Annotated in this window: 20 protein-coding genes and 4 pseudogenes; 18 read left to right on the top strand and 6 right to left on the bottom strand. The window is 70.8% G+C overall.

Translation table 11 applies throughout. The features are described 5' to 3' along the window. The first annotated feature begins 18 nt into the window (after nt 1-18). The 8 genes and pseudogenes from KSF81_RS14615 to rpmG all read left to right on the top strand — a co-directional run bounded on the left by KSF81_RS14615 (nt 19) and on the right by rpmG (nt 9,844). A complete protein-coding gene (locus KSF81_RS14615) occupies nt 19-1,245 on the top strand; it encodes a dihydroorotase family protein (RefSeq protein ID WP_217381702.1) in 1,227 nt (408 codons plus the stop codon). After that, nucleotides 1,242-1,828, top strand: a pseudogene (gene plsY / locus KSF81_RS14610) (glycerol-3-phosphate 1-O-acyltransferase PlsY). Before KSF81_RS14615 ends, plsY begins: the two are co-directional and overlap by 4 nt. Further along, nucleotides 1,825-2,949: a DNA-processing protein DprA gene (dprA, locus tag KSF81_RS14605; RefSeq protein ID WP_217379615.1), complete on the top strand. Its 1,125-nt coding sequence runs from the start codon at nt 1,825-1,827 to the stop codon at nt 2,947-2,949. The pseudogene plsY and the gene dprA overlap by 4 nt, the downstream one beginning before the upstream one ends. A gap of 110 nt (nt 2,950-3,059) precedes the next feature. Continuing rightward, nucleotides 3,060-5,817 (top strand): annotated as a pseudogene (gene topA, locus KSF81_RS14600) (type I DNA topoisomerase). 1 nt (nt 5,818) lies between these two features. After that, the gene (rnr, locus tag KSF81_RS14595) at nt 5,819-8,035 is read left to right on the top strand and encodes a ribonuclease R (protein WP_217379614.1); all 2,217 of its coding nucleotides are present in this window, start codon (nt 5,819-5,821) and stop codon (nt 8,033-8,035) included. 68 nt (nt 8,036-8,103) lie between these two features. Next, on the top strand, nt 8,104-8,712 hold the full coding sequence (locus KSF81_RS31490) for a S41 family peptidase (RefSeq protein ID WP_217379613.1): 609 nt from the start codon (nt 8,104-8,106) through the stop codon (nt 8,710-8,712). Between the two features lies 1 nt (nt 8,713). Next, the gene (locus KSF81_RS14585; RefSeq protein WP_217379612.1) at nt 8,714-9,535 is read left to right on the top strand and encodes a S41 family peptidase; all 822 of its coding nucleotides are present in this window, start codon (nt 8,714-8,716) and stop codon (nt 9,533-9,535) included. A gap of 141 nt (nt 9,536-9,676) precedes the next feature. Beyond that, entirely contained in the window at nt 9,677-9,844 is a 168-nt protein-coding gene (rpmG, locus tag KSF81_RS14580; protein ID WP_217379611.1) for a 50S ribosomal protein L33, read from the top strand. A 41-nt stretch (nt 9,845-9,885) separates the two neighbouring features. On the opposite strand, the gene KSF81_RS29730 is transcribed toward rpmG, so the two are convergent. Together KSF81_RS29730 and KSF81_RS29725 are read right to left on the bottom strand one after the other, a co-directional pair. Then, on the bottom strand, nt 9,886-10,410 hold the full coding sequence (locus tag KSF81_RS29730; RefSeq protein WP_309139721.1) for a GGDEF domain-containing protein: 525 nt from the start codon (nt 10,408-10,410) through the stop codon (nt 9,886-9,888). 88 nt (nt 10,411-10,498) lie between these two features. Beyond that, on the bottom strand, nt 10,499-11,281 hold the full coding sequence (locus tag KSF81_RS29725) for a response regulator (protein ID WP_254453533.1): 783 nt from the start codon (nt 11,279-11,281) through the stop codon (nt 10,499-10,501). Between the two features lie 134 nt (nt 11,282-11,415). On the opposite strand from KSF81_RS29725, the gene KSF81_RS14570 reads away from it, so the two are divergent. After that, nucleotides 11,416-12,015, top strand: a complete 600-nt coding sequence (locus KSF81_RS14570) for a class I SAM-dependent methyltransferase (RefSeq protein WP_217379610.1) — start codon at nt 11,416-11,418, stop codon at nt 12,013-12,015. Between the two features lie 180 nt (nt 12,016-12,195). On the opposite strand, the gene KSF81_RS14565 is transcribed toward KSF81_RS14570, so the two are convergent. The 3 genes and pseudogenes from KSF81_RS14565 to KSF81_RS14555 all read right to left on the bottom strand — a co-directional run bounded on the left by KSF81_RS14565 (nt 12,196) and on the right by KSF81_RS14555 (nt 14,493). Next, nucleotides 12,196-12,834, bottom strand: a complete 639-nt coding sequence (locus tag KSF81_RS14565; RefSeq protein WP_217379609.1) for a VOC family protein — start codon at nt 12,832-12,834, stop codon at nt 12,196-12,198. A 197-nt stretch (nt 12,835-13,031) separates the two neighbouring features. Continuing rightward, nucleotides 13,032-13,740 (bottom strand): annotated as a pseudogene (locus tag KSF81_RS14560) (glutathione S-transferase family protein). A 99-nt stretch (nt 13,741-13,839) separates the two neighbouring features. Further along, nucleotides 13,840-14,493: a polysaccharide pyruvyl transferase family protein gene (locus KSF81_RS14555; protein WP_217379608.1), complete on the bottom strand. Its 654-nt coding sequence runs from the start codon at nt 14,491-14,493 to the stop codon at nt 13,840-13,842. Between the two features lie 475 nt (nt 14,494-14,968). Here KSF81_RS14555 and KSF81_RS14550 point away from each other — a divergent pair, with 475 nt between their 5' ends. Continuing rightward, nucleotides 14,969-15,724 carry a glycosyltransferase family 25 protein gene (locus tag KSF81_RS14550; protein WP_217379607.1) on the top strand — a complete coding sequence of 252 codons (756 nt, stop codon included), beginning with the start codon at nt 14,969-14,971 and terminating at the stop codon, nt 15,722-15,724. Here the strand turns inward: KSF81_RS14550 and KSF81_RS14545 are convergent. Further along, the gene (locus KSF81_RS14545) at nt 15,678-16,934 is read right to left on the bottom strand and encodes an alanine--glyoxylate aminotransferase family protein (RefSeq protein WP_217379606.1); all 1,257 of its coding nucleotides are present in this window, start codon (nt 16,932-16,934) and stop codon (nt 15,678-15,680) included. The genes KSF81_RS14550 and KSF81_RS14545 overlap by 47 nt on opposite strands. 170 nt (nt 16,935-17,104) lie before the next feature. Between KSF81_RS14545 and KSF81_RS14540 the strand changes: the two genes are divergently transcribed. The 8 genes and pseudogenes from KSF81_RS14540 to KSF81_RS14505 all read left to right on the top strand — a co-directional run bounded on the left by KSF81_RS14540 (nt 17,105) and on the right by KSF81_RS14505 (nt 26,230). Next, entirely contained in the window at nt 17,105-20,044 is a 2,940-nt protein-coding gene (locus tag KSF81_RS14540; protein WP_217379605.1) for an FAD-binding and (Fe-S)-binding domain-containing protein, read from the top strand. Continuing rightward, complete coding sequence (locus KSF81_RS14535; protein ID WP_217379604.1) at nt 20,041-20,619, top strand: DUF924 family protein; 579 nt, start codon at nt 20,041-20,043, stop codon at nt 20,617-20,619. Before KSF81_RS14540 ends, KSF81_RS14535 begins: the two co-directional genes overlap by 4 nt. 217 nt (nt 20,620-20,836) lie before the next feature. After that, nucleotides 20,837-21,577 carry a DUF1194 domain-containing protein gene (locus tag KSF81_RS14530; RefSeq protein ID WP_217379603.1) on the top strand — a complete coding sequence of 247 codons (741 nt, stop codon included), beginning with the start codon at nt 20,837-20,839 and terminating at the stop codon, nt 21,575-21,577. A gap of 104 nt (nt 21,578-21,681) precedes the next feature. After that, complete coding sequence (locus KSF81_RS14525) at nt 21,682-22,617, top strand: bifunctional diguanylate cyclase/phosphodiesterase (RefSeq protein WP_217379602.1); 936 nt, start codon at nt 21,682-21,684, stop codon at nt 22,615-22,617. A gap of 10 nt (nt 22,618-22,627) precedes the next feature. Next, nucleotides 22,628-22,879, top strand: a pseudogene (locus KSF81_RS14520) (DUF3253 domain-containing protein); the annotation flags it as partial. Nucleotides 22,880-23,072: 193 nt separating this feature from the next. Further along, the gene (locus KSF81_RS14515) at nt 23,073-23,354 is read left to right on the top strand and encodes a DUF1499 domain-containing protein (RefSeq protein ID WP_217379601.1); all 282 of its coding nucleotides are present in this window, start codon (nt 23,073-23,075) and stop codon (nt 23,352-23,354) included. 24 nt (nt 23,355-23,378) lie between these two features. Then, on the top strand, nt 23,379-25,121 hold the full coding sequence (locus KSF81_RS14510) for an ABC transporter ATP-binding protein/permease (RefSeq protein ID WP_217379600.1): 1,743 nt from the start codon (nt 23,379-23,381) through the stop codon (nt 25,119-25,121). 65 nt (nt 25,122-25,186) lie between these two features. Then, nucleotides 25,187-26,230, top strand: a complete 1,044-nt coding sequence (locus tag KSF81_RS14505; protein ID WP_309139563.1) for a YihY/virulence factor BrkB family protein — start codon at nt 25,187-25,189, stop codon at nt 26,228-26,230. The last annotated feature ends 11 nt before the right edge of the window (nt 26,231-26,241 follow it).

Below are 26,241 nucleotides of genomic sequence, written 5' to 3'. Positions count from 1 at the left end.
CTCGACCCGGCCAGCGGCATGGACGTGACCGGCGACCTGCTGGTGCGGGAGGGCGCCATCGCCGATCTCGGCCAGGCTATCGGCAGCCCCGAAGGGGTGGAGACGGTGGACGCCTCGGGCCTCTGCCTCGCCCCTGGCCTGGTCGATCTCCGCGCCGCCATCGGCGAGCCGGGCGCCGAGCACCGCGAGACCATCGCCTCCGCCGCCCAGGCCGCCGCCGCCGGCGGCATCACCACCCTCTGCGCCCTGCCCGATACCCACCCGGCGCTGGACGACCCCGCTTTGGTGCAATTCGTGCTGCGCCGGGGCGAGGCGACGGGTTCCATCACCCTGCTGCCCTATGGCGCCGCCACCAAGGGCTGCGCCGGCCAGGAGATCGCCGAATACGGGCTGCTGCAACAGGCCGGGGCCATCGCCTTCACCGATGGCCGCCGCGCCATCGGCAGCGCCCGCACCATGCGGCTCGCCCTCTCCTATGCCCGCACCTTCGGCAGTTTCGTGGTGCAGCACCCGGAGGACCCCTCGCTCGCCGCCGGCGGCGCCGCGACGGAGGGGGAATTGGCCACCCGCCTCGGCCTGCCCGGTATCCCGGCCGCGGCGGAGGTCATCCTGGTCGCCCGCGACATCGCGCTGGCCCGCCTCACCCGTGGCCAGGTGCATTTCGCGCATGTCTCCACCGCCGCCGCGCTGGATCTCATCCGGGCCGCAAAGGCCGAGGGCCTGGCCGTCACCTGCGACACCGCGCCGCCCTATTTCGACCTGAACGAGACCGCCATTGGCGACTGGCGCAGTTATGCCAAGCTCTCGCCGCCGCTGCGGCCGGAGGCGGACCGGCTGGCCGTGGTGGCGGCGCTCCGCGACGGCACCATCGACGCCATCGCCTCCGACCACCAGCCGCATGACGCCGATGACAAGCGCCTGCCCTTCGCCCAGGCCGAGGCGGGCGGCGCTGGCCTCGCCACGCTGCTCGGCGTGACCCTGGCCCGGGTGCATGGCGGCGACCTGACCCTGCTGGCGGCGCTCGATCTGCTCACCGCCCGGCCGGCCCGGCTGCTGGGCCTGCCCGTGGGGCGGCTGGCCAAGGGGGCGCCGGCCGACCTGGTGCTTTTCGCACCCGACCGGGCCTGGCAGGTGAAGGCCGGGCAATTGCCGGGCAAGGCGCAGAACTCGCCCTTCGACGGCCGGGCCCTGGAGGGGCGGGTGGTCGGCACCTGGAAGGTCGGCCGCCGGGTCTTCGGCGCATGACCGCGGTGCTGGCATTGGCGCTGGGCTACCTGCTCGGCTCCATCCCCTGGGGACTGCTGCTCACCCGGGCGGCGGGGCTCGGGGATATCCGCAGCATCGGCTCCGGCAATATCGGCGCGACCAATGTGCTGCGGACCGGCAACAAGGGCCTGGCCGCGGCCACCATGCTGCTCGATGCCGCCAAGGGGGGTGGTGGCGCTGCTGCTCGCGCGCTGGCTCTGGGGGGGAGGAGGCGGGGCTGCTGGCCGGTTTCGGGGCGATGCTCGGCCATGCCTTCCCGGTCTGGCTCGGCTTCAAGGGCGGCAAGGGCGTGGCCACCGGCGGCGGCGTGCTGCTGGCGGCTGCTTGGTGGCTCGGCCTCGCCGCCGGGCTGGTCTGGCTGGCCACCGCCCTCCTCACCCGCATCTCCTCGGCCGCCGCGCTGGCGGCCTGCGGCGCGGCGCCGGTCATTGCCCTGTTGGCCGGAAGGCCCGATCTGGCGCTGTTTGCGGCCGGCACCGCGGCGCTGGTGGCGATCCGCCACCGCGCCAATATCGCCCGCCTGCTGGCCGGCACCGAGCCGCGGATCGGCCGCAAGGCATGACCCGGGAGCCATCGCCGGCGGAGGCGCTGGCCCGGCTGCGGCTGGCCCGCACCGAGGGCGTCGGGCCGCAGACCTATCGCCGCGTCATGGCGCGCTTCGGCAGCGCGGCGGCGGCGCTGGCGGAACTGCCGCGCTACGGCCGCGGCACCCTCCTGCCCCCGGCCGGAGGCACGGTGCGGCGGGAGGCAGAGGCGGTGGCCCGGCTCGGCGGCCGCTTCCTCTTCACCGGCACCCCCGGCTATCCGCCCCTGCTCGAATTGCTGGAGGATGCGCCGCCGGTCCTGGCCCTGCTCGGCGACCCGGCGGCCCTCGCGGCGCCCCGCAGCGTCGCCCTGGTCGGCGCCCGCAACGCCTCCGCGGCCGGGCGGCGCATCGCCGAGGAACTGGCGGAGGCGCTGGCCGGCGCGGGCTTCCCGGTGGTCTCCGGCCTGGCGCGGGGGATCGATGCGGCGGCGCATCTCGGCGCGCTCCGGGCCGGCCGCACCGTGGCGGCCGTGGCCGGCGGGCTCGACCAGCCCTATCCGCCGGAACATGCCGCGCTCCAGGCCCGGATCGCCGCGGAGGGCGGCGCGGTGCTAGCCGAGGCGCCGCTCGGCACCGCGCCCCTGGCCCGGCACTTCCCGCGCCGCAACCGGATCGTCGCCGGGCTGGCGCTCGGGGTCGTGGTGGTGGAGGCGGCGCTGCGCTCGGGCAGCCTCATCACCGCGCGGCTGGCGCTGGAATCCGGGCGGGAGTTGTTCGCCATCCCCGGCAGCCCGCTCGACCCGCGTTGCCGCGGCTCCAACGACCTGATCCGCCAGGGCGCCCATCTGACGGAGGGGCTGGACGACGTGCTGGAACACCTCCCGGAAGCGCCCCGCAGCACCCGCCTCTTCGACCCGCCCGCCGCCCGGACGGCGCCGGAACCGGCCCCGGCCAGCCTCCCCAACCCGGCCGAAACCCAGGAGGGCGCCGGCCAAGTGTTTGAATTGCTTGGAACCACACCGGTCCCGGTTGACGAGGTGGTGCGGCGCTGCCACCTCTCGCCCTCCGTCGTCCAGGCGATCCTTCTCGATCTCGAACTGGCCGGCCAGGTTGAGATGCTGCCGGGCAACCGGGTGGCGCTGACCGGGCGGGCATAGGCGGGCGCGCGGAGCGGACGACGGGGCATTGCGTCGAATCCGCCGGATGCGTTCTTCTCGATACGCCGTTTTCGCTTGGCCGGGATGCGGCCGCAAGGATCTACAGTTCCATGCCGGATGTCGTCGTCGTTGAATCGCCCGCCAAGGCCAAGACGATCAACAAGTATCTCGGCGGCGGCTATACCGTGCTGGCGAGTTTCGGCCATGTCCGCGACCTGCCCCCGAAGGACGGCTCCGTCCGCCCGGAGGAGGATTTCGCCATGGACTGGGAATCCGAGGACCGCGGCGAGCGCCAGGTCAACGAGATCGCCCGGGCGCTGCGCGGCGCCAACCGCCTGTTCCTCGCCACCGACCCGGACCGGGAGGGCGAGGCGATCTCCTGGCATGTGCGGGAGATGCTGGCACGGAAGGGCGCGCTTAAGGGCCTCAAGGTCCATCGCATCACCTTCAACGAGATCACGAAGCGGGCGGTGCAGCACGCCATCGACCATCCGCGCGACCTCGACACCCCGCTGATCGACGCCTATCTGGCGCGGCGCGCGCTGGACTACCTGGTGGGCTTCACCCTCTCCCCCGTGCTCTGGCGGAAGCTGCCGGGGAGCCGCAGCGCCGGGCGCGTGCAATCCGTGGCGCTGCGGCTGATCTGCGAGCGCGAGGCGGAGATCGAGGCCTTCAAGGCCCGCGAATACTGGACCGTCGAGGGCCGCTTCGCCACGCCCCAGGGCGCGCCCTTCACCGCCCGGCTGACGCATCTTGAGGGGAAGAAGCTCGAACAATTCGACCTGCCGGACGAGGCGGCCGCGCTCCGCGCCAAGGCGGCGGTCGTGGCGGGTGAATTCGCGGTTGCCTCGATCGAGAAGCGGCGCGTCCGGCGCAACCCGCCCGCCCCCTTCACCACCAGCACCCTGCAGCAGGAGGCCTCCCGCAAGCTCGGCTTCGGCGCGCAGCAGACCATGCGCACGGCGCAACAGCTCTATGAAGGCGTCGAGATCGGCGGCGAGACGGTCGGCCTGATTACCTACATGCGGACCGATGGCGTGCAGATGGCGCGCGAGGCCATCACCGCCATCCGCGACCATGTGCGCCAGGATTTCGGCGCCGACTACCTGCCCGGCGCGCCGCGCGAATACAGCAGCAAGGCCAAGAACGCGCAGGAAGCGCATGAGGCGATCCGCCCGACCGATGTGGCCAATACGCCGGAGCGGGTCGCCCGCTACCTCGATGAGCGGCAGCGCCGGCTCTATGAACTCGTCTGGAAGCGTGCCGTCGCCAGCCAGATGCAGTCGGCCGAGCTCGACCAGACCACGGTGGACCTGGCCACGGCGGATGGCCGCACCCGGTTGCGCGCCACCGGCTCGGTCATCGCCTTCGATGGCTTCCTCAAGCTCTACCGCGAGGATGTCGATGACGCGGTGGGCGACGAGGAGGAAGGCCGCACCCTGCCGCCGATGCGCGAGCGCGATCCGCTGAAACGCGGCGAGGTCACGGCCAGCCAGCACTTCACCCAGCCGCCGCCGCGCTATTCGGAAGCCTCGCTGGTGAAGCGGATGGAGGAACTGGGCATCGGCCGGCCCTCCACCTATGCCTCCATCCTGCAGACCCTGCAGGACCGCCAGTATGTCCGCATCGACAAGCGCCGCTTCATCCCGGAGGACCGCGGCAGGCTGGTGACGGCCTTCCTGGTTTCCTTCTTCACCCGCTACGTGGACAGCGGCTTCACCGCCTCGCTCGAAGAACAGCTCGACGAGATCTCCGGCGGCAGGATCGACTGGCGGGCGGTGATGCGGGCCTTCTGGGAGGAATTCAGCAAGGCCATCGCCGCCACCAAGGACCTCAAGATCAGCGATGTCATCGATGCGCTGGACGAGGAGCTTGGCCCGCATTTCTTCCGGGCGCCGGCGGATGGCGGCGACCCCCGGCTCTGCCCGGCCTGCGCCAATGGCAGGCTGGGGCTGCGGCTTGGCCGCTCGGGCGCCTTCATCGGCTGCTCCAACTACCCGGAATGCCGCTACACCCGCCCGCTGGCGGTGCCGGGGGCGGAGGGGGAGAATGCCACCGGCCTGGCGGAAGGCCCGCGCGAACTCGGCACCGACCCCGCCACCGGCCAGAATGTCAGCATCCGGCGCGGCCCCTACGGGGTCTATGTCCAGCTCGGCGAGGGCGGCACGGATGAGAAGGGCAAGCCCACCAAGCCGCGCCGCGCCAGCCTGACCCGCGACATGGACCCCGAGACGCTGGATCTGGAACGGGCACTCGCGCTGCTCTCCCTGCCCCGCCCGATCGGCCGCGATCCCGAGACGGGGGGGCGAGATCACCGCCGGCATCGGCCGCTTCGGCCCCTATATCCGCCTTGGCACCACCTACCAGTCCCTGGAGCCGGGTGATGATGTGCTGACGCTCGGCATGAACCGCGCCATGGACCTGCTGGCCAAGGCGCGGGCGAAGGTGCGGCTGGTGGGGATGCACCCGGCGGATGGCGCCCCGGTCGAGATCCGCAAGGGGCGTTTCGGCCCCTATGCCCAGCACGGCAAGCGCGTGGCCAACCTGCCGCGCGGCCTCGAGATGGAAGAGGCGACGCTGGACCAGGTGGTGCAGCTCCTGGCCGAGAAGGGCAAGGAGCTGAAGCCGCTGGTCAAGGGCCGCGGCAAGGGCAAGGCGACGGCCCCTGCCCGGCGCGGCAAGCCGAATGGCGAGGCGGAGGCCGAGACACCGGCGCGGCCGGCAAAGGCCGCTGCACGCAAGCCCGCCGGCACGAAACCGGCCGGCGCGGCGAAGAAGCCCGCCACCGCCAAGCCCGTGGCCCGAAAATCCGCAGCCAAGGCGAAACCGGCCGCCCGGCCCGCCGCACGACGCAAGAGCGAAGCCTGATATGCCCCGCCGCCCGCCCGCCCCCGCCCCGCGTCGCGCGCGCGGCCAGGGTCGGCCGGGTAGCGGGGAAGCGCCGCCGCTGCCCTCGAAGGAAGCATTGCGGCGCTTCCTGCGGGAGGCGCCGGGCCGGGTCGGCAAGACCGAGATCGCCCGGCATTTCGGCCTCACCTCCGACCAGCGCCCGGCGCTCCGCGCGCTGCTGCAATCGCTGAAGGGGGATGGCTCCGCCGCCCCCGCAGGCCGCCGCGGCCTCAGCGCGCCCGGCCGGCTGCCGGAGATGGTGGCGGTCGAAGTCACGGGTACTGACCCGGATGGCGACCCCATCGCCCGCCCCCTCGGCTGGCGCAGCGAACAGGGCCGCCCGCCGGTGATCTTCATGCAGCCGGAACGCGCCGGCCAGGCGGCGCTGGCGCCGGGGGAGCGGGTGCTGGCCCGGCTCAAGCCGATCGGCGCCGGCAAATACGAGGGCCGCACGGTCAAGCGCATCGCCGCCCCCTCGGCGGCCCGGGTGCTCGGTGTCTATGAGGAAGGCCGGATCATCCCGACCGACCGCCGCCACAAGGCGGAATGGGCGGTGCCGCCGGGCGAGAATGCCGGCGCCGAACCTGGCGAAATCGTGCTGGCGGAGCCCCTGCCGGGACGCGCCCTCGGCCTCCGCCCCGCCCGCATCGTCGAACGCCTGGGCCGCGTGGGGGAGCCACGCTCCGTCTCGCTGATCTGCATCCATGCCCATGGCATCCCCGACATCTTCCCGGCCGAGGCGGTGCAGGAGGCCGAGCATGCCCGCGCCGTCACCGCCCGCGGCCGGGAGGATCTGCGCGGGATCCCCCTCGTCACCATCGATGGCGAGGATGCACGCGATTTCGACGATGCGGTCTGGGCCGAGCCGGAGGGCACCGGCTGGCGGGTGATCGTCGCCATCGCCGATGTCGCGCATTACGTCCGCCCCGATACCCCGCTCGACCGCGAGGCCTGGGCGCGCGGCAACAGCGTCTATTTCCCGGACCGGGTGGTGCCGATGCTGCCGGAGGCGCTGTCCAATGGCTGGTGCAGCCTGCGGCCGGGGGAGAATCGCGGCTGCCTCTTCGTCGAGATGCGCTTCGATGCCGGCGGCGGCAAGACCGGCCACCGCTTCGGCCGCGGCATCATGCGGAGCGCCGCGCGCCTCACCTATGAGCAGGTCCAGGCCGCGGTGGATGCGGGTGGCGAGTTGCCCGGCCTCCCCACTGGCCACCTGCCTGCCCTGCATGGCGCCTTCCGGGCGCTGCTGGCGGCGCGGGAGCGGCGCGGCACGCTCGACCTCGAGGTGCCGGAACGCCGCGTGCTGCTCGATCCGCAGGGCAAGGTCACGGCGGTGGTGCCGCGGGCGCGCCTCGATTCGCACCGCCTGATCGAGGAATTCATGGTCGCCGCCAATGTCTGCGCGGCGGAGGAGCTGGAGCGGCTGCGGCAGCCCTGCATGTACCGCATCCATGACCGGCCCTCGGACCAGAAGCTGGAGGGGCTCAGGCAGTTCCTGGCCAGCCTCGACATCAGCCTGCCGCCCGGCGACCGCATCCAGCCGCGCGACTTCGCGCATGTGCTGGAGCGGGCAGCGGGCCGGCCGGAGGAGCTGCTGGTGCATGAGACGGTGCTGCGCGGCCAGTCCCAGGCGGCCTATAGCCCCGACAATATCGGCCATTTCGGCCTGGCGCTCCGCCGCTACGCGCATTTCACCAGCCCGATCCGCCGCTACGCCGACCTGCTGGTGCATCGCGCCCTGGTCCGTGGCCTCGGACTCGGCGCCGGTGGCCTGGAGGAGACGGAGGCCGCCCGCTTCCCGGATACAGCCGAACACATCACCGAAACCGAGCGTCGCGCCGCCATGGCCGAACGCGGCGCGGTGGAACGCTACCTTGCTGCCTATATGGCACAGCATATCGGAGAGGTGTTCGAGGCACGCATTTCCGGGGTGACACGTTTCGGCCTGTTCGTCACCGTGCAGGCGAATGGCGCGAGCGGAATCGTTCCCCTTGCGTCGCTGCCGGACGACCGATGGGCGCAGGACGAGGCCAGGCATATGCTGGTGGGCCAGAGGACGGGGTTGGCCTTCACGCTCGGCCAGGCGGTGGAGGCCCGCCTGGTCGAGGCGACCCCGCGCACCGGCGGCATGGTCTTCCACCTGATGCAGGGCGCCCCCGCCGGACGGCCGGCGCGCCGCGGTGGCCGGCGCGGCTGATCCTGCTGCTGCTCTGCCTGGCGCCGCCGGGTGCGCGCGGCCAGCCGGAGCATTTCCCGCGGGAACAGGTGCAGGCGGTCTTCACCGTGGCGCTGGAGGCGGTGCTGGAACGCCACCTGGAGGGCGCCGCCCCCGGCGAGATCGCGCTCTGGAGCCTGCGCGGGCTGGAGGTGCTGGAACCGCTGCTGCAACCCGAATTGCGGGCCGGCACCCTGCTGCTTTCCGGCCCCGAGCGGTTGCTGGCGGCGCGCCCGGTGCCGACCCCGCCGCCGGGTGCGCCGCCCGAGGCGGCCGCCATGCCGCTGGCGGTGGCCCTGGCGGCGATGTTCGAGGCCGCCTGGCGGACCTCGCCGCCGCTGCGCCGGGCCGGCGCGGAAGGGATGCTGCGCAGCGCCTTCGAGGAGCTGTTCAACCACCTCGACCCCTACAGCCGCTACATGACGCCGGAGGAAGCCCAGGCGGCGCGGGCGCGGCGGGTCGGCCAGGCCGGGCTCGGCCTGCGGCTGGCGGCCGGGCGCGGCCATGAGGTGGTGCTCGCCGCGGTGATGCCGGACGGGCCGGCGGCGCGGGCCGGGCTGCAGCCGGGCGACCGCCTGCTGGCGGTGGACGGGGTGCCGGTCTCGGCCCGTGACCTCGGCCTGGCGGCGACGCTGCTGGAGGGGCCGGCGGGGGGGTGACGTGGCGCTCCGCCTGCAGCGGGGCCGCCGGCGCTTCGACACCCTGCTGCGGCGCAGCCTGGTGCCGCCGGATTCGGTGCATGCGGAGCAGCGCGGCGGCATCCTGTGGCTCCGCATCGACGGCTTCTCCAATGCCACCGACCGCAAGCTGTCCGGCGCGCTGCTGGAGGGTGTCCGGCCGGGCAGCACGCGCGGCGTGGTGCTGGATCTCCGCGGCAACCGGGGCGGGTTGCTCGGCCAGGCGGTGGCGGTGGCCAGTGCCTTCCTGGATGGCGGCCTCGTGGCGCAGACCGCCGGGCGCCACCCGGATGCGGCCCGGATCTGGCAGGCGGGCGGGCCGGACCTCGCCGATGGCGTGCCGGTGGTGGTGCTGGTGGACGGCCGCTCCGCCTCGGCGGCGGAGATCGTGGCGGCGGCGCTGTCCGACCGCGGGCGGGCGGTGGTGGTGGGCAGCGCCACCATGGGCAAGGGCCTGATCCAGGTGGTGGTGCCCCTGCCCAATGGCGGCGACCTGCTGGTGACCTGGTCCCGCGTGCTGGCGCCGCTCGGCTGGCCGATCCAGGGGCTCGGCGTGCTGCCGGCGCTCTGCACCAGCCTCGGCGCCGAGGCGACGGAGGTTGGGCTGGCCCGGCTGCGCCGGGGCGACCCGCCAATGGCGCTGGCCCTAGCCCGGCTGCGGGCCGCCCGCGCGCCCGTGCCGCCGGCCGAGGTGGCAGCGCTCCGCAGCACCTGCCCCCCGGCCGAGGGGCGGGACTCGGATGTGGCGGCGGCCCAGGCGCTGATCGATACGCCGGAGGCCTATTCGGCCGCGCTGGCACGCTGATGCCGCCCGAAGGGCAGCGGGCCGCCTGAATCGAGCGGTTCCGCCCGTCCCGGCGCCGGTTTGGCTTGACGCGGCGGCGCTGGCCGCTAGTGTCCCGCCCCTTCCGCCTCGCCGCCATCACAGGAATCAGAAGGCTTCGTCATGGCCAAGTCGAATACAATCCAGATCAAACTCGTCAGCAGCGCCGAGACCGGCTATTTCTACGTGACGAAGAAGAACGTCCGGAACAGCACCGGCAAGCTCGAACTGAAGAAGTACGACCCGGTCGCCCGGAAGCATGTCGTCTTCCGCGAGGCGAAGATCAAATAGACCGGCTCCGGCAAGGCGGTTGGCGGCCGAGCAGGCCGCCTTCAGGCTGAATCCGCCGCCCCTGGAGTGCCGCCATCGGGCGGGTCGAAATCCTCTGCCTCGGCCGCTTCCACCCGATTCCGGCCGCGTGCCTTGGCGCGGTAGAGCGCCGCATCGGCGGCCGCGATGGCCTTGGCCGCATCGGTTCCGGGCGCCGCGACCGCCAGGCCGATGCTGGCGGTGATGGGCAGATGCGCATGGCCGACCGCGATCGGCTCCGCCCCCAGCGCCGCCCGCAGCCGGTCGGCAACGCCCAGCGCGTAGTCCGCCTGGGCCCCGGCCAGCACCACCATGAATTCCTCGCCGCCATAGCGCGCCACGACATCCGCGGCGCGGACATGGGCCCGCAGCCGCTCCGCCACCTCCCGCAAGGCGGCGTCGCCGGCGGCATGGCCGTAACTGTCGTTGATCGCCTTGAAGCGATCGACATCAAGCATCAGGATCGCCGCCTCGGTGCCGCGCAGCACGCCTTCCAGGTGGCGGCGGACATAGCGGCGGTTGCGCAGCCCGGTCAGCGGGTCCGTCACCGCCAGTTCCAGCGATCGGTCGAGATCCGCCCGCAGCCTTTCCTCATAGCGCCTGCGGCGGATCTGGTTGCGGACCCGGGCACGCAGCTCATTGGGGTCGGTCGGGCGCAGCACATGGTCGTTGGCGCCGAGGTCGAAGCCGCGCAGCACCAGGCCGCGCTGGCTCGGGTCCGCCACCAGCAGCACCGGCAGGTCGCGCGTCGAGCCCTGCGCCCGCAGCCTCGAAGCCAGGCGGAGCGATTCGCCGCCCTGCGCGGGCAGGCAGAGCACGGCCAGGTCGATGCCCCCCCGCGGCTAGGGCCGCCATCGCCGCATCGCCCTCGGCATGGCGCACCGTCACGCCGTCCGGCCCCAGCATCTCGGTGATCCCGGCGCGTTCCTCCGCCGCCTCGGCCACCACGAAGACGGTGGCGCCCTGGATGCCCGGCGCAGGCTCGGGCGGCGGCTCGAACCCCAGTTCGCGGGCGGTTTCGGCGCGTAGCCGCCAGGCGTCCTGCACCTGCTTCACCCGCAGCAGGGCGCGCATCCGGGAAAAGAGCGTGGTGTCGTCCACCGGCTTCGACAGGAAGTCGTCCGCCCCCGCCTCCAGCCCCCGGACCCGCTCGGCCGGATCGGCCAGGGCGGTGATCATCACCACCGGGATATGCGAGGTGGCGGGGTTGCCCTTCAGGCGGCCGCAGACCTCGTAGCCATCCATGCCCGGCATCATCACGTCGAGCAGGATCACATCCGGCGACCAGCGCGCCGCGAGGGCAAGCGCCTCCGGCCCGTTCGGGGCCAGCGCGACCTCGTAATACTCGGCCATCAGCTTGGCTTCGAGCAGCCGCAGGTTGGCCGGGATGTCGTCGACCACCAGGATCCGCGCCGTCATATGACAGACCCGTGAAGAGACGCACCGAAGGGCCGCAGGGAACCACGACCTGCCTTGGCCGCCTTTGCCACGGAGCTTAAACGGGATTCGGGCCCGGCGTAGCTGGTCATGGCGTGGCAGGAATGGAGGTCGACATGTCGGGCTCGACGATAAGCGATGCGGGCAAGCCGCGGCAGGGGGCGAATGCGGGGCTGTTCTTCCGCCGGTGGCTGGCGAACCCGTTGCAGATGGGCTCGGTGATCCCCTCCTCCCCCAGCCTCTGCCGCCGGATCGCGGCATTGGTGAGTCGCCAGCCCGATGAGGTGGTGGTGGAGCTTGGCGCCGGCACCGGGGTGGTCTCCCGCGCCCTGCTCGGCGCCGGCCTGCCGCCGGAGCGGCTGGTGGTGCTGGAGATCGTGCCCGAGATGGCGGACCACCTGCGGCAGGTCCTTCCAGGGGTGAACGTGATCTGCGGCGATGCCTTCGAACTCGGCCATGCCCTGCCGGAACGCTGGCACGGCAAGGTCGGCACCGCGATCTGCGGGATTCCGCTGGTCATGCTGCCGCTGGAACAGCAGCGCCGCTTCGTGGCGGCGGTGGAGGGCGTGGCACCCGGGCGCGGCTTCCTGCTCTATACCTACTGCATCACCTCGCCCCTGCCCCATGGCAAACTGGGGCTGACGGCGCGGCGCGAGGCCTGGACGCCGCTCAACTTCCCGCCCGCCAGCGTCTGGCGGTACCAGCCTGCACGCTAGCGGCCACATCGGTTTCGCCCCAGGATTGGCAAGGCCGGCTTATCTTCCACCATTGCTGTTCGGTTTGCACTAGCACGGAACCGGCAGTGGCGTGAAATTACGCGTAATCCATCGTGTGCGGCCTGGTCCATGGCGAACTGCAAGCGATGCGGGTGCCGGGGCCCATGCCGCTGCCGTCCCTCAGGCGCTCGACAAGGCGACCTCGGCGCCGTCCGGGCGGCGGAGCCTCGCCACCAGGCGGGCATGCGGGCTCTGGCGAATCCGCACCGCGGCCTCCAGCCCGCGTTCGGCCAGGGCCGCGCGGATTGCCTCGGCCTCCGGGTGTTCGGCCTCCAGCGCCACCAGGCGGCAATGGCTGTCCGGGATGCGGCTGGAGGCGCCCTCCCCCTGCCACTGGATCAGGGCCGGGATCAGGTTGTCCATGTCCTGCCGCTGCGGCGGGAAGGCCATGCGCCAGCGCAGGTCGCCGCGCTGCATCTCCTGCACCTCGCCGCCGCGGGGACCGAGGCGGGAGACCACGGCCTCCAGCACCGGGGTGCGGGCCACCCAGGTGAGCAGCCGCGGCTCCGCCTCCAGCATCATGCGCGTGCCGGGGTCGTCGAGGTCGAAGGGGCGGGGATGCGCGGGTTCGGGCTGGCCGGGATCGGGCGCGATGATCTCCAGGTAGCAGCCGCGGCCGAGGCCGAGCAGCATGTTGTGGGTGCCGAAGCCGGCATGCACGCCGCCCTTCTGCGGCTTCACGCCGAGATGCTGCTCGATGAAAGCCGCGCCCTCCGCCAGGGTGCGGGCGCCGAGGACGAGGTGGTCTATCTCAGCCATGGTGGTTCCCTTGTTGGGCCGCCCGGCCCTCGGGCGGCCGGGCGGCATGGAGCATGGGCCGGATGCGCCGCTTCGGCCAATGTTCCTGCGCGGGCGGCGGGCGGGCTGGTGGCCCTACCCCGGCGCCGGGTGAAGCGGCCCGCCGGGCCTGGGCCGGTGATGCCAGGCCAAGGGTCCCTGCCGTTGGGTGGGCGCCGTCAGCGGGGGGTGAACTGGGTCTTGCCGAACATCACCTCGCGCTCCGCATCGGTGATCTGGCCACGGCGCTGGTTTTCGGCAAGCACCTGCACGCCGCGCTGCACCGCCGGGCGGGCGGCGATGGCATCGTGCCAGCGGCGGAGGCTGGGGTAGTCATCCAGGTTGATGCCGCGGCGGTCGGCGTTGCGGATCCAGGGGAAGGTGCAGATATCGGCGATGCTGTAGTCCGGCCCGGCAAGGAAGGGGCTGGCGGCCAGGCGCTTTTCCAGCACGCGGTGCAGGCGCGCGACCTCGTTCGTGTAGCGTTCGATGGCGTAGGGGAGCTTCTCGGGCGCGTAATTGGCGAAGTGGTTGTACTGGCCGAACATCGGGCCGACGCCGCCCATCTGGAACATGGTCCATTCCAGGCAGCGGTAGCGGGTGGCGGGATCCTTGGGCAGCAGGGGGGCTGCCGGTCTTTTCCGCCAAGTAGATCAGGATGGCGGCGGATTCGAAGAGGGTGAAGCGCTGCCCGCCCGGCCCTTCGGGGTCCACGATGGCGGGGATGCGGTGGTTGGGGGTGATGGCCAGGAATTCCGGGCGGAACTGGTCGCCGGCGCCGATATTGATGGGCACCACCTCATAGGGGAGGCCGAGCTCCTCCAGCATGATGTGGACCTTGTGGCCGTTGGGGGTGGGCCAGGACCAGACTTGGATGGGTGCGGGCATTGGGGGCGTCCTCCCATGGGTATCGCTGGCAGGACAATGGGCGGAGAGAAGCCTGGCTGGCAATCTCGCTGCCCTGCAGGAGATGTTCTTGCGGAGACGCTACAAAGCAAACTCGGCGGCGCGGTGCAGCGGACCCCGAGTTTCCTCGTATGCGGATACGGAGGGAAAGAATTCCACACAGTCGAAGCGTTCCTGCAACGAGAGGCGGTAGATGGCGGCATTCTTTCCATAGTCGTTATCGAACATGACAACGCTACGGCCGAGAAGCGCGCCAGCGATGGCGACGTGCAGTCGATCCGTGAAGATGCGGTCAAATTGGGCGACCTGCGTTAGGAAGGCCGCTGCTTGCACCAGGAAGGAAGCCCTGTCGTCCCCGACCGTGCGTGCGGTGACGGAGAGGTCCACGTTATTGCTTGGCAGCGCCCAGTGTTGCCGCGCCTGCGCCTCGGAGTCACGGCGGAACGCATACAGTGTGCGGCTTTCCGAGGCGGCCCTCACAGCGGCTGGCATATCCAATGCGGTCCAAAGTCCATAGCGCGTGGTGTCAATCGAGAACGCCATGTCATGGGCAAGGAGTGCCGGCCGGCCGCAAACCGACGAAACGAAGTGCTGGCTTTCCTGATCACGACAGAAGATCAGGCCGTTTTCGAGTGAGGCTATCGTTTCTACGTGGCCCCGGATGGTGTGGGGCAGGATTACGACCGGCTTACCTGACTTGATTGCACGATCTAAGAAGCGCGCGGCCCCCCTCATAGCGAGGCACAAGGGCGCCGCCCCCGCCATAGACAAGGACATCGTAGTCATTGTCAGCCAAGTTTCGCCCGTGGTGCATTGTCCAGGGAAGCCCGGACTTATCGAGTGCGGAGACGCAACCGGCAGAAATCAATATGTCGCCCAGGTTGCCGCCGTTCGGTTGAAAGCGCACTCGCGCCCGCTTTCCAAAGCGTGCAATGATTTCCGATATTGGTTCCACAATCGACACAGAATGCATCGCGAATTCCCCAGTGGCGCACTAAAAATTCTACCTGTAGGATAACAGCGCTTGGTGCGAACGGTAAAGCACCATTCTATGGCTGCCCCCGAGGAATTCACAATAGCAGCAAGATCTACAAGAAATCCGCAATGGCGCTGGCGATGACACAAAGTACACTGGCGTCTAGTTGATGTCCTGAAGCGGATTTTTGCAAAATTGTTGCGATCTCCGACTTATAATCAGAGGAAGCCGACTATGGCTTTTAATGAATCTACTCCTGTATTCATCATCAGCCTCGATAGAGATGCCGAACGGCGCAAATCAATATTGAGGCAATTTGAAATAATTTCTCAGTTCGAGCCAGAAATTATCCGCGGTGTGGCCGGAGGTACTCTGCCTGACGCCGTTTGTATGGCCCTAACTCAAAGCAGGAATTGGTCGGTACAGAAGGGTGCGATTGGCTGCTTCCTATCGCATGTCAAAGCTTGGGAGAATATTGCAAAACTTGCTCATCCTTACGCTATAGTGCTGGAGGATGATGCCATCGTTCGCCGTCTGTCCAGGCTCTCCGAACTGAAAATTCCTGCTGATGCCGAATTGGTATTTCTGAACGACCGAACGTCGCCGCAGCAGGAAATATCGACAGGCAAGGTGGAAGCAGTGCCCATGTTACAGGTTCTGCAACATTTGAATAATATCAGGGGTGGAGCGGGTACGGACGGTTACCTGCTCACGCCCGGGGCCGCGCAAAAACTGTTAAGGGCTTGTGAGAAAGACCTCTACTTTGGCCATATTGACGGAAGGCTGCTGCGCTACACCACCCAAGAGTCAGATCTTGTGGAACTACCGGAAGGTAGCTGGATCTCAAACGTCTTAAGGAACCATCACGACCAACGCCGGCCACCCACCTTCGGGTTGCTACGTGGCTACAGTGTTTCGCCGTCCCTGGTTTCCCATGGTGCGTTCAATCAGAGCAGCCGCGAGGCGGAAGACATGGTTGCATCGAGTTGAGGCTTGGAAGCGAGTAGCCCCCCTCACCCATTCCCCCCCCAAATACCCCATCGCCGCCTGCACACCCCCCCGCCTGATGCGGCACCCCCGCCGCCCGCAGCCCCATCTCCACCCCGCCCAGCGTCCCCACCAGTTGCAGGTCGCCGAAATCGCCGAGGTGCCCAATCCGGAACACCCGGTCGTTCAACTGGCCGAGCCCATTGCCCAGGCTCATGTTGTGCCGCTCCAGGATCACCTGGCGCAGCGCATTGGCGCTGTGCCCCTCCGGCAGCCGCACCGCCGTCAGGCTGCTGGAATAGTGCCGGGGATCGGCGCATTGCACCTCCAGCCCCCAGGCGCGCACGGCGCGGCGGGTGGCCTCGGCATGGCGGTCGTGGCGGGCGAACACGTTGTCCAGCCCCTCCTCCAGCAGCATGTCCGCCGCGGCGTCCAGGCCATAGAGAAGGTTGGTCGCCGGCGTATAGGGGAAGTAGCCGGTGGCATTGGCCGCCAGCATCGGCCGCCAGTCCCAGAAGCTGCGGGGCAGCTTCGCGCCCTCCGCCGCCCGCAGCGCCTTCTCGCTGATGGCGTTGAAGGAAAGCCCCGGCGGCAGCATCAGCCCCTTCTGGCTGCCCGCCACCGTCACGTCCACGCCCCATTCGTCATGCCGGTAGTCGATGCTGCCGAGCGAGGAGATGGTATCCACCAGCAGCAGCGCCGGGTGGCCGGCGGCGTCGATCGCCCGCCGCACCTCCTCGATGCGGGAAGTGCAGCCGGTGCTGGTCTCGTTGTGCACCACCGCCACGGCCTTGATCTCATGCGCCTTGTCGGCGCGCAGCCGTGCCTCGATCCCCGGCGCATCGGCGCCGCGGCGCCAGTCGGTGGTGATGAATTCCGGGCGCAGCGAAAGCCGCTCCGCCATTTCGCGCCAGAGATGCGCGAACCAGCCCGTCTCGCACATCAGCACCCGGTCGCCGGGCGAGAGGGTATTCACCAGCGCCGCCTCCCAGGCCCCGGTGCCGGAGGCCGGGTAGATCACCACCGGCCCCGCGGTCTTGAAGATGGGCCGCAGCTTCGCCAGCAGTTCCAGGCCGAGCTTGCCGAAATCCGGGCCGCGATGGTCCATGGTCGGGTTGTCGATCGCCCGCAGCACCCGGTCCGGCACGTTGGTCGGGCCGGGGATCTGCAGGAAATGCCGGCCGGCGGCGGGCTTGGACTGGAAATAGGCCATGGGCTGGGCTCCCTCTTCTGCCGGCGTTATGGCGCCGATCCATGCGGCGGCGCCAATGAGAACGGCTTGTCGGATTGATGAGCATTATAGATCAGACAGCGGCCGGCCCCGCGGCTAGGGTGCCGGCCGCAGCATTTGCGCGGCCGGGCCAGGCCGCGAGGGACCGTGCCATGAACGCCTTCACCATCCCCAAGGACCGCATCGGCGACAGCCGCCTGGCCGAGCGGCTGCGGCGCGAGACCGAGGGCCAGGTGCTGTTCGGCCCCGCCGACCGCGGCCGCTACGCCACCGATGCCAGCATCTACCAGGTCGAGCCGGTGGGCGTGCTGGTGCCGAAGCGCCTGGCGGATGTGGAGGCGGCGCTTTCCATCTGCCGGGAGGCAGGCATCCCCGTCCTGCCCCGCGGCGGCGGCACCAGCCAATGCGGCCAGACCGTGAACCGGGCCCTGGTCATCGACTGCACCCGGCACCTGAAGCGCGTGCTCTCGGTGGATGCCGCGGCCGGGGTGGCGCGGGTGGAGCCGGGCATCACCCTCGGCGCGCTGAACGAGGCGTTGAAGGGCGAAGGGAAGTTCTTTCCGGTCGATCCCTCCACCTGGCAGCGCTGCACCATCGGCGGCATGGCGGGCAATAATTCCTGCGGCGGCAAATCCATCCGCTACGGGCTGATGGCGGACAACGTGCTCGGCATCGATGCGCTGCTGGCGGATGGCGCGCGCTTCCACTTCGGGGACCTGCCGGATAACCTTGGCGCCGGGATCCCCACCGGCATCGCCGACCTCATCCAGCGGCTGCGTGCCCTGGGCGCCCGCGAGGCGGAGGAGATCGCCGCCCGCTTCCCGAAGCAGCTCCGCCGCGTCGGCGGCTACAATATCGATGCGCTGACCCCCGCTGCCCGCGCCGCGGGCCGCGGCAACCTGGCGCGGCTGCTGGTGGGCAGCGAGGGGACGCTGGCCTTCTCCGCCGCGCTCGACCTGAAGCTCTGGCCGATCAAGCCGCGCAAGATGCTCGGCATCTGCCAATTCCCGACCTTTCGCGCCGCCATGGAAGCCTCGAAGCACCTGGTGACGCTGGGGCCGGAGGCGGTGGAGCTGGTGGATCGCACCATGATCGACCTCGGCCGCTCCATCCCCCTCTACCGCGCCACCATCGACCGCATGGTGAAGGGCGAGCCGGACAGCCTGCTGATCGTGGAATTCCACGGTGATGAGGATGCGGGCCTGCTGCGGAGCCTGGAAAGCCTCGATGGGATGATGGGTGATCTCGGCTATCCCGGCGCCGTGGTGCGCGCCACCGAACCCGGCTTCCAGGCCGCCATCGCGGAGGTGCGGGAGGCCGGGCTCAATATCATGATGTCGATGAAGGGGGACGGGAAGCCGGTCTCCTTCATCGAGGATTGCGCCGTCTCCCTCGACGACCTGGCCGACTATACGGAACGGTTGAACGAGGTCTTCGCCCGGCACGGCACCAAGGGCACCTGGTACGCCCATGCCAGCGTCGGCTGCCTGCATGTGCGGCCGGTGCTGAACATGAAGGACCCCGCCGATATCCGCCGGATGCGGGAAATCGCCGAGGAATGCTTCGCCCTGGTGCGCGAATACAAGGGCAGCCATTCCGGCGAGCATGGCGACGGAATTGTCCGCAGCGAATTCCACGAATCCATGTTCGGCCCGCGCATCGTCCGCGCCTTCGAGGCGGTGAAGGACGCCTTCGACCCCGCCGGCCTGCTGAACCCCGGCCGCGTCGTCCGCGCGCCGCGCATGGATGACCGCAGCCTGTTCCGCTACGGCCCGGACTATGCCGCCGATGCGCAGGTGGTGCCGGCGCTGGACTGGTCGGCCTGGCCCGGCGCGCAGGGCGGTTTCCTCGGTGCCGTGGAGATGTGCAACAACAACGGCACCTGCCGCAAATCCGACGCCAATGTCATGTGCCCGAGCTTCCGCGCCACCGGCGAGGAGCAGCACCTGACGCGCGGCCGCGCCAATACCCTGCGCCTGGCGCTCACCGGCCAGCTCGGCCCGGATGCGCTGGCCGGCGAGGAGGTCGCGGCGGCCATGGCGCTTTGCGTGTCGTGCAAGGGCTGCCGGCGGGAATGCCCGACCGGCGTCGACATGGCCAAGATGAAGATCGAGGTGCAGGCAGCCCGCGCCCGCCGCCACGGCCTCTCGGCCAAGGACCGGCTGATCGCCACCATGCCGCGCTGGGCGCCCTTCGCCGCCCGGGCGCCCTTCCTGGCCAATGCGCGGGACCGGTTGCCGGGCCTGGCGGCGCTGTCGGAACGCCTGCTTGGCTTCGCCGCCACCCGCAGCCTGCCGCGCTTCCGCCGCGATGCCTTCCGCGATGCCGAACTCCCCGCGCCCACCGGCCGGGAGGGCGAGGTCATTCTCTTCCCCGACCTCTTCAACCGCTATTTCGAGCCGGAGAACCTTCGCGCCGCCGCCCGCGTGCTCACCGCCGCGGGCTACCGCCCGGTGGTGGCGCGCGCGCCGCGCGGCGAACGGCCGCTGGACGAGGGCCGCACCTATCTGGCGGCCGGGCTGGTGGAGCAGGCGCGGGAGGAGGCGCGCCGCACCTTGCAGGCGCTGTCGGCCTGGAATGCGCCGGTAGTCGGCATCGAGCCCTCCTGCCTGCTGACGCTCCGCGACGAATTCCTCTCCCTGCTGCCGGGCGAGGCGGCGGAGGGCCTTGCGGCGCGCGCCCTGCTCCTCTCGGAATTCCTGGTCCGCGAGAAGCCGGCCCTGGCGCTGCACCCGGTGGCGCCGGCCGCGCATGTGCATGGGCATTGCCACCAGAAGAGTTTCGGCGCCTTCCCCGCGGCGGTGGCGACCCTCACTTTGGTGCCCGGGCTGAAGGTGCTGCCGATCGTCTCCTCCTGCTGCGGCATGGCCGGCAGTTTCGGCTATGAGGCGGAAAACCTGGCGGTCTCCAAATCCATGGCGGAGCTTTCGCTGCTGCCCGCCGTACGGGCCGCGCCGGCGGAGCACCTGATCGTCGCCGACGGCACCTCCTGCCGCCACCAGATCCGCGACCTCTCGGGGCGGGAGGCGCTGCACAGCGTCCGCGTGCTGGAGATGGCGCTGGATGCTCCCAGGGAAGGAGTTCGGGCATGACCGCCGCCTGGCAGGACATCCTCGATTTCTGGTTCGCCGGCGACCGGAACAGCTTCCGGGAGCGCTGGTTCAAGCCCGACGCGGCCTTCGATGCCGAAATCGCCGCCCGCTTCGGCACCGCCCTCGGCCCCGCCATGGCGGGCGCTCTGGATGGCTGGACCGCCTCGCCCGCCGGCGCCCTCGCCCTGTGCCTGGTGCTCGACCAATTCCCGCGCAACCTGCATCGCGGCACGGCGGCCGCCTTCGCCTGCGATGCCCGGGCGCGGGAGGTGGCCCGCGCCGCCGTGCTGCGGGACCAGCACGACCTGGCGCTGACGCCGACCGAACGGATGTTCCTCTACCTTCCCTTCGAGCATTCGGAGGCGATGGCCGACCAGAACCTCTCGGTCGCGCTCTTCGAAGGGCTGCGCGACCACCCCACCCATCGTGCGCCCGGCGGCAGCATCGACTATGCCTGGAGGCACTGGCGGGTGATCCGCGAATTCGGCCGCTTCCCGCACCGCAATGCCGCCCTGGGCCGGGCCGGGACGCCGGCCGAAGCGGCCTATCTCGCCCGGCCCGGCGCCGGATTCTGATCCACAAAGCGCCGCCTGGGGCGACCCCGCGGTCAGTGCCCTCGCGGAATTGTTATGCTGCGCTGCAACATTGCCTTGCAGCGCCACACCGCCTGCCGCAGACTTCAGCAAACAACGGGAGCGACGGCGGCCACGGCCCTGACGGCATGTCTGCCAAACGATGCGGCTCCTCGCGCCCTCCAGGCGCGCCGGGTGGTCGGGCGGCAAAGGGGGTCGTATGCGACGACGCAATCTTTTGGGCGCCGCCCTGGCCGCGCCCGCCCTGCTCCGCTCCGGCCTCGCCCGCGCCAATGAGCCGGTGGATGTGGAACTCGTCCTGGCGGTGGATGTCAGCCGCTCGGTCGATCCGCAGGAGCAGGAGATGCAATTCAGCGGCTACGAGGCCGCCTTCCGCGACCGCCGCCTGATCGAGGGCATCATGGGTGGCCCGGTCGGCGCCATCGCCTGCCAGATGTTCACCTGGTCCAACTGGAACATCCAGAACATCGTGGTGCCCTGGACCCGGCTGGACAGCCCCGCCACCGCCCAGGGCTTCGCCGATGCCATCGCCGCCGCGCCGCGCCGGACTTGGCTCTATACCTCAATCTCCGGCGCCATCGACTTCGCCGTCGGGCAATTCGGCCGGGGCTTCGAGGGCACCCGCAAGGTCGTCGACATCTCCGGCGACGGGGTGAGCAATTCCGGCCGCCCGGTGGAGGATGCACGCGAGGAGGCCCTGGCCCAGGGCATCGTGCTGAACGGGCTGGCGGTGCTGGACCTGACGCCGCTACCCCCCTTGCTCGGCAGCACCCAGTCGCCGCTCGACACCTACTACCTGGAGGAGGTGATCGGCGGCCCCGGCGCCTTCCTGGTGGTGGCCGAGGGTTTCAGCGCCTTCGAGGCCGCGGTCCGCCGCAAGATCATCCGCGAGATCGCCGCCGCATCGCCCCCCGGCCCGATCATCGAGCGCGTGGCCTGAAGGGCGGATCACGCCTTCCGATGCCGCGACCTTAGCACTCCGTTCATCCCACCCATGCCCTGTTGCGTCTCCGGCCGCCCGGGCCGCGCAGCAGGACAGGCAATATGCCGCCTTCGACCATGCACAGCACACTCGATGCAGCCAATGCCCGGCTCGACCGCGCGCTGCGCCGCCGCCTGACCGGGGATCTCCGCCAGGCGCTCGGCCGCGGCGACCTCGCGGTGCACTACCAGCCGCGCGTCACCCTGCCGGATGGCTGCCGGTCCGGGGCGGAGGCCCTGTTGCGCTGGCAGCATCCGCGGCTCGGCAATATCCCGCCCAGCACCTTCATTCCGCTGGCCGAAAGCTCGGAACTGATCGTGGAGCTCGGCGCCTGGGTCCTGGCGAAGGCGACACGGCAGGCGGCTTCCTGGCAAGGGCCCAGGCCCGGCACGATCTCGGTGAATGTCTCGGCCAGGCAATTGCGCGGCGGCGCGCTGCTCGGCCAAGTGACGGCGGCGCTGGAGGAATCCGGCCTGCCGCCGGAACGGCTGGAGCTGGAGCTGACGGAATCCATGCTGGTGGACGGTTCCGCCGATACCCTTCTCACCCTGGCCGCCATCCGCGACCTCGGGGTTGGCTTGGCGCTGGATGATTTCGGCACCGGCTATGCCTCGCTTTCGGTGCTGAAACGCCTGCCGCTCACCACCCTGAAGCTCGACCGCGCCTTCATCCGCGACCTGCCCGGGGATGCCGAGGATGCCGCCATCGTCCGGGGCGTGCGCGGCATCGCCGGCGCGCTCGGGCTGGATGTGGTGGCCGAGGGGGTCGAGACCGAGGACCAGCGCGCCTTCCTCTCCGGCATCGGCTGCGAGGAGGCGCAGGGCTATCTGTTCGGCCGGCCCGTAGCGCCGGAGGCGCTCCTGGGACATTCTGGACTGCCGGAGGCGCTCCTCCTGCAAACCGCGCCGCCGGAGGCGCCCCTGGCACATTCGGGAACGCTGGAGGGCCTGGCGGCGCCCGCCCGCTTGCGGATTGGTTCGGGGCGCGGCCACGGGTAGTCTCGCCGCCATGCCCAGACCGCCCCAGCCTGCTGCCGATGCCATCGCTGCGGAAATCCTGCGCCGGACCGCCGCATGCGGCGCCGGCCGATCCATCTGTCCGAGCGAGGTGGCGCGCGCCCTCTCCCCGGACGATGCCGCACCCTGGCAGCCGCTGCTGGGCCCGGTGCGCCAGGCCGCGGTGGCGCTGGCGCGGGCCGGCCGGATCGAGATCCTGCGCAAGGGCAAGCCCGTGCCGCCCGAGGAGGTGCGCGGCGTGATCCGCCTGCGCGCCGCCCCCCGTGGCATGAGGGCGCCTTTTGCCGCGCTGTTCGGGCGCGGCGCCGAGGGGCTCGGGCCGGCCGAACCGGTGGAATTCGTGAGCCTCGTGCTGCCGCGCTCCCCCAATGCCTGCCTCGCCGCCCCGCCCGGCGCACATCCGGGCGCGCAGATCATCGTGCCGCCCCTGCCGGTGGATGCCGCCACGGCCTGGCCGCTGCTGCGCCGCCTCGGCGAGCGGATGCCGCGCACCACCCGGCTGGCGGATTGGCCGGAACGGCGGCAGGCGCAATGGGTGGAACGCTCGGCGCTGGCGAATTTCCCCCGATATCATCGCCGCCGAACTGGTCCCGGGGCCGGAGGGTGCCGGCCTGTTCCTCTATTCCCGCAGCCTCTTCGGCTGGTCCGATTTCGGCGTGAACCGCCGCCGGGTGGCGGCCTGGATCGCTGCCCTGGACACCGCGCTGCGCCGGCCCTGACCGCCCCTTTCCCCGGAGACCCCCATGCGCCGCCTCGGCCACTTCCTGCACGATGCCTGGCGCTTGGCCGCCCCCTATTGGCGGAGCGAGGAGCGGGGCCGCGCCCTGCTGCTGCTCGGCGTGGTGGTGGGGCTGAACCTCGCGCTGGTCGGCATGAGCGTGCTGCTCAGCTACTGGAACCGCGAGTTCTTCAACAGCCTCCAGGAAAAGGACGCGGAGGCCTTCTGGAACCTGCTCTTCTGGTGGCGCCAGACCGATAGCGGGCCGATGCCCGGCTTCGTCTTCGTCGCCGCGCTCTATATCCTGATCGCGGTCTATGCCCTGTATCTCCGGCAGGCGCTGCAGATCCGCTGGCGGCGCTGGCTGACGCGGGAATACCTCGACCGCTGGCTCGCCGACCGCGCCTATTACCGCGTGGCCCTCACCGATCCCGGCACCGACAACCCGGACCAGCGCATTGCCGAGGATCTGCGCATGTTCGTGGACGACACGCTGACGCTCGGCCTCGGCCTGATGCGCTCGACCGTCACGCTGTTCAGCTTCATCCTGGTGCTCTGGGGCCTGTCCGGGCCGCTGACGGTGCTGGGCATCGAGATTCCGGGCTACATGGTCTGGGTGGCGCTGCTCTATGCGCTGCTCGGCACCCTCTTCGCGCATCTGATCGGCCGGCGGCTGATCGCCCTGAATTTCAACCAGCAAAGGGTGGAGGCGGATTTCCGCTACGCCCTGGTGCGGCTGCGGGACAATGCCGAGGGCATCGCGCTGCATGCCGGCGAGGCGGATGAGAAACGCGGGCTGTTCAGGCGCTTCCATGCCCTGGTCGAGAATTGGTGGGCGATCATGATCGCCACCAAGCGGCTCACCTTCTTCACCGCCGGCTATGCCCAGGTGGCGGTGGTGTTTCCCTTCGTCGTCGCCGCCCCCGCCTTCTTCGCCGGCCGCATCCCGCTCGGCGGCCTGACGCAGACCGCGAATGCCTTCGCCGAGGTGCAGGGCGCGCTCTCCTGGATCGTGGACAACTATGCCGGGCTGACGGAATGGCGGGCGACCGTGGAGCGCGTCACCGGCTTCGAGGCCGCGATCCTCGCCGCCCGCGCCGCGGCGGCGGAGGGCACCGGGGTGCGGGCGGAAGCCGAGGCGGGCCGGCCGGACCTCGCGCTTGAGGACGTGACCCTGGCCCTGCCTGATGGCCGCGTGCTGATCGAGGGCGCCGAGGCTGAGATTGCGCCCGGCGAGGCGGTGCTGATCGCCGGCCCCTCGGGCAGCGGCAAATCCACCCTGTTCCGCGCTATTGCCGGCATCTGGCCCTTCGGCGGCGGCCGGGTCGCGCTGCCGGCAGGGGCGCGGGCGCTGTTCCTGCCGCAGCGGCCCTATCTGCCGCTGGGCACGCTCCGCCGGGCGCTCTGCTACCCGCGGGACGCGTCGGAGGTGCCGGATGCGGAGGTGCGCGCCGCCCTGGCCGATGCCGGCCTCGCGCATCTGGAGCCACGGCTGGATGTGGAGGATGCCTGGGACCGCCGCCTCTCCGGCGGCGAGCAGCAGCGGGTGGCGCTGGCCCGCGCCCTGCTGCTCAAGCCCGACTGGCTGTTCCTGGACGAGGCCACCGCCAGCCTCGACCCCGAGGCGGAGGCGCGGTTCTATGCGCTGCTGCGGGAGCGGCTGCCGCGCGCCACGCTGGTCTCCATCGCCCATCGGCCGGCGGTGGCGCAGTTCCATGACCGGGCGCTGCGCGTGCAGGCCGGCCGGCTGGTGCCTGGCGCCATCTGAACTGCCTCCCCCGCAACCGGGCGGTCCCGCTGCCGTTCTGGCAGCGGGCCGGGCAGCGTCGCCCGGTGGCGCCAGGGGCGGATGCGATGCTGGAGCGGAGCTGGACGCTGCTGAAGGACACCGTCCTCGGCTATATCGAGGATGGCGCGATGAGCCGGGGCGCGGCCATAGCCTATTACACCGTCTTCTCCATCGCGCCGCTGCTGGTCATCGCCACCGCCATCGCCGGCCTGGTCTTCGAGCAGGCGGCGGTGGAGGGCGTGGTCGCCGACCAGTTGCGCGGCCTGCTGGGTGACCGTGGCGCCGAGGCGGTGCAGGCCATGATCCGCGGCGCCGCCAACCCGACTTCCGGCACCATCGCCACCCTCATCGGCGTGGTCACCCTGCTGCTGACCGCGAGCGGCGTCTTCGGCGAATTGCAGTCCGCGCTGAACGAGATCTGGAAGGCGCCGCCACCCCGGGAAACCGGCGCCCGCGGCGTCGTCGCGCGGCTGCTCTGGGCCAGGGCGACGAGCCTTGGCCTGGTCGCGGCCACGGGGTTCCTGCTGCTGGTCTCGCTGCTGGTCAGCGCGGCGCTTTCGGCGGTGGCCACCTGGGTCGGCGGCAAGGTATCGGGCATCGCGACGCTGCTCGGCTTCGCGAATTTCCTGGTGTCCTTCCTCATGGTCACGGCGCTGTTCGGTGCGATCTACAAGATCCTGCCGGACCGCGACGTGCATTGGGGCGATGTGACGGTGGGCGCGATGGTGACCGCCCTACTCTTCACCATCGGGAAGTCGCTGATCGGCTGGTATATCGGCGGCAGCGGCATCGCCACCACCTATGGCGCGGCGGGTGCGCTGATGGTGGTGCTGCTCTGGGTCTACTATTCCGCCCAGGTCTTCCTGCTGGGCGCCGAGTTCACCAAGGCTTGGGCGGGGTTCAAGGGCAGCCCGGAGGCGCTGGCTGCCGGGGCGCGGCCGCCGGAGGCGATGCCCAGGCCACGGCGCCGGCGGCGGGAGAAGGCGGAAGCGGCACCGGCAGGGGCGGCAGCGCCGGCGCAGTCGGCCCTGCTCAGGATGGCGGCGCTGGGGACGGTCCTGGTGACGGCGATCCGCGGGCGGCGCTGAGCCATCCACTG

The organism is Siccirubricoccus sp. G192 (assembly GCF_019084075.1).
Classification (GTDB): Bacteria; Pseudomonadota; Alphaproteobacteria; order Acetobacterales; family Acetobacteraceae; genus G192.
The sequence above is the reverse complement of the archived record's forward strand: the minus strand, read 5'-3'. Positions and strand labels throughout refer to the sequence as shown.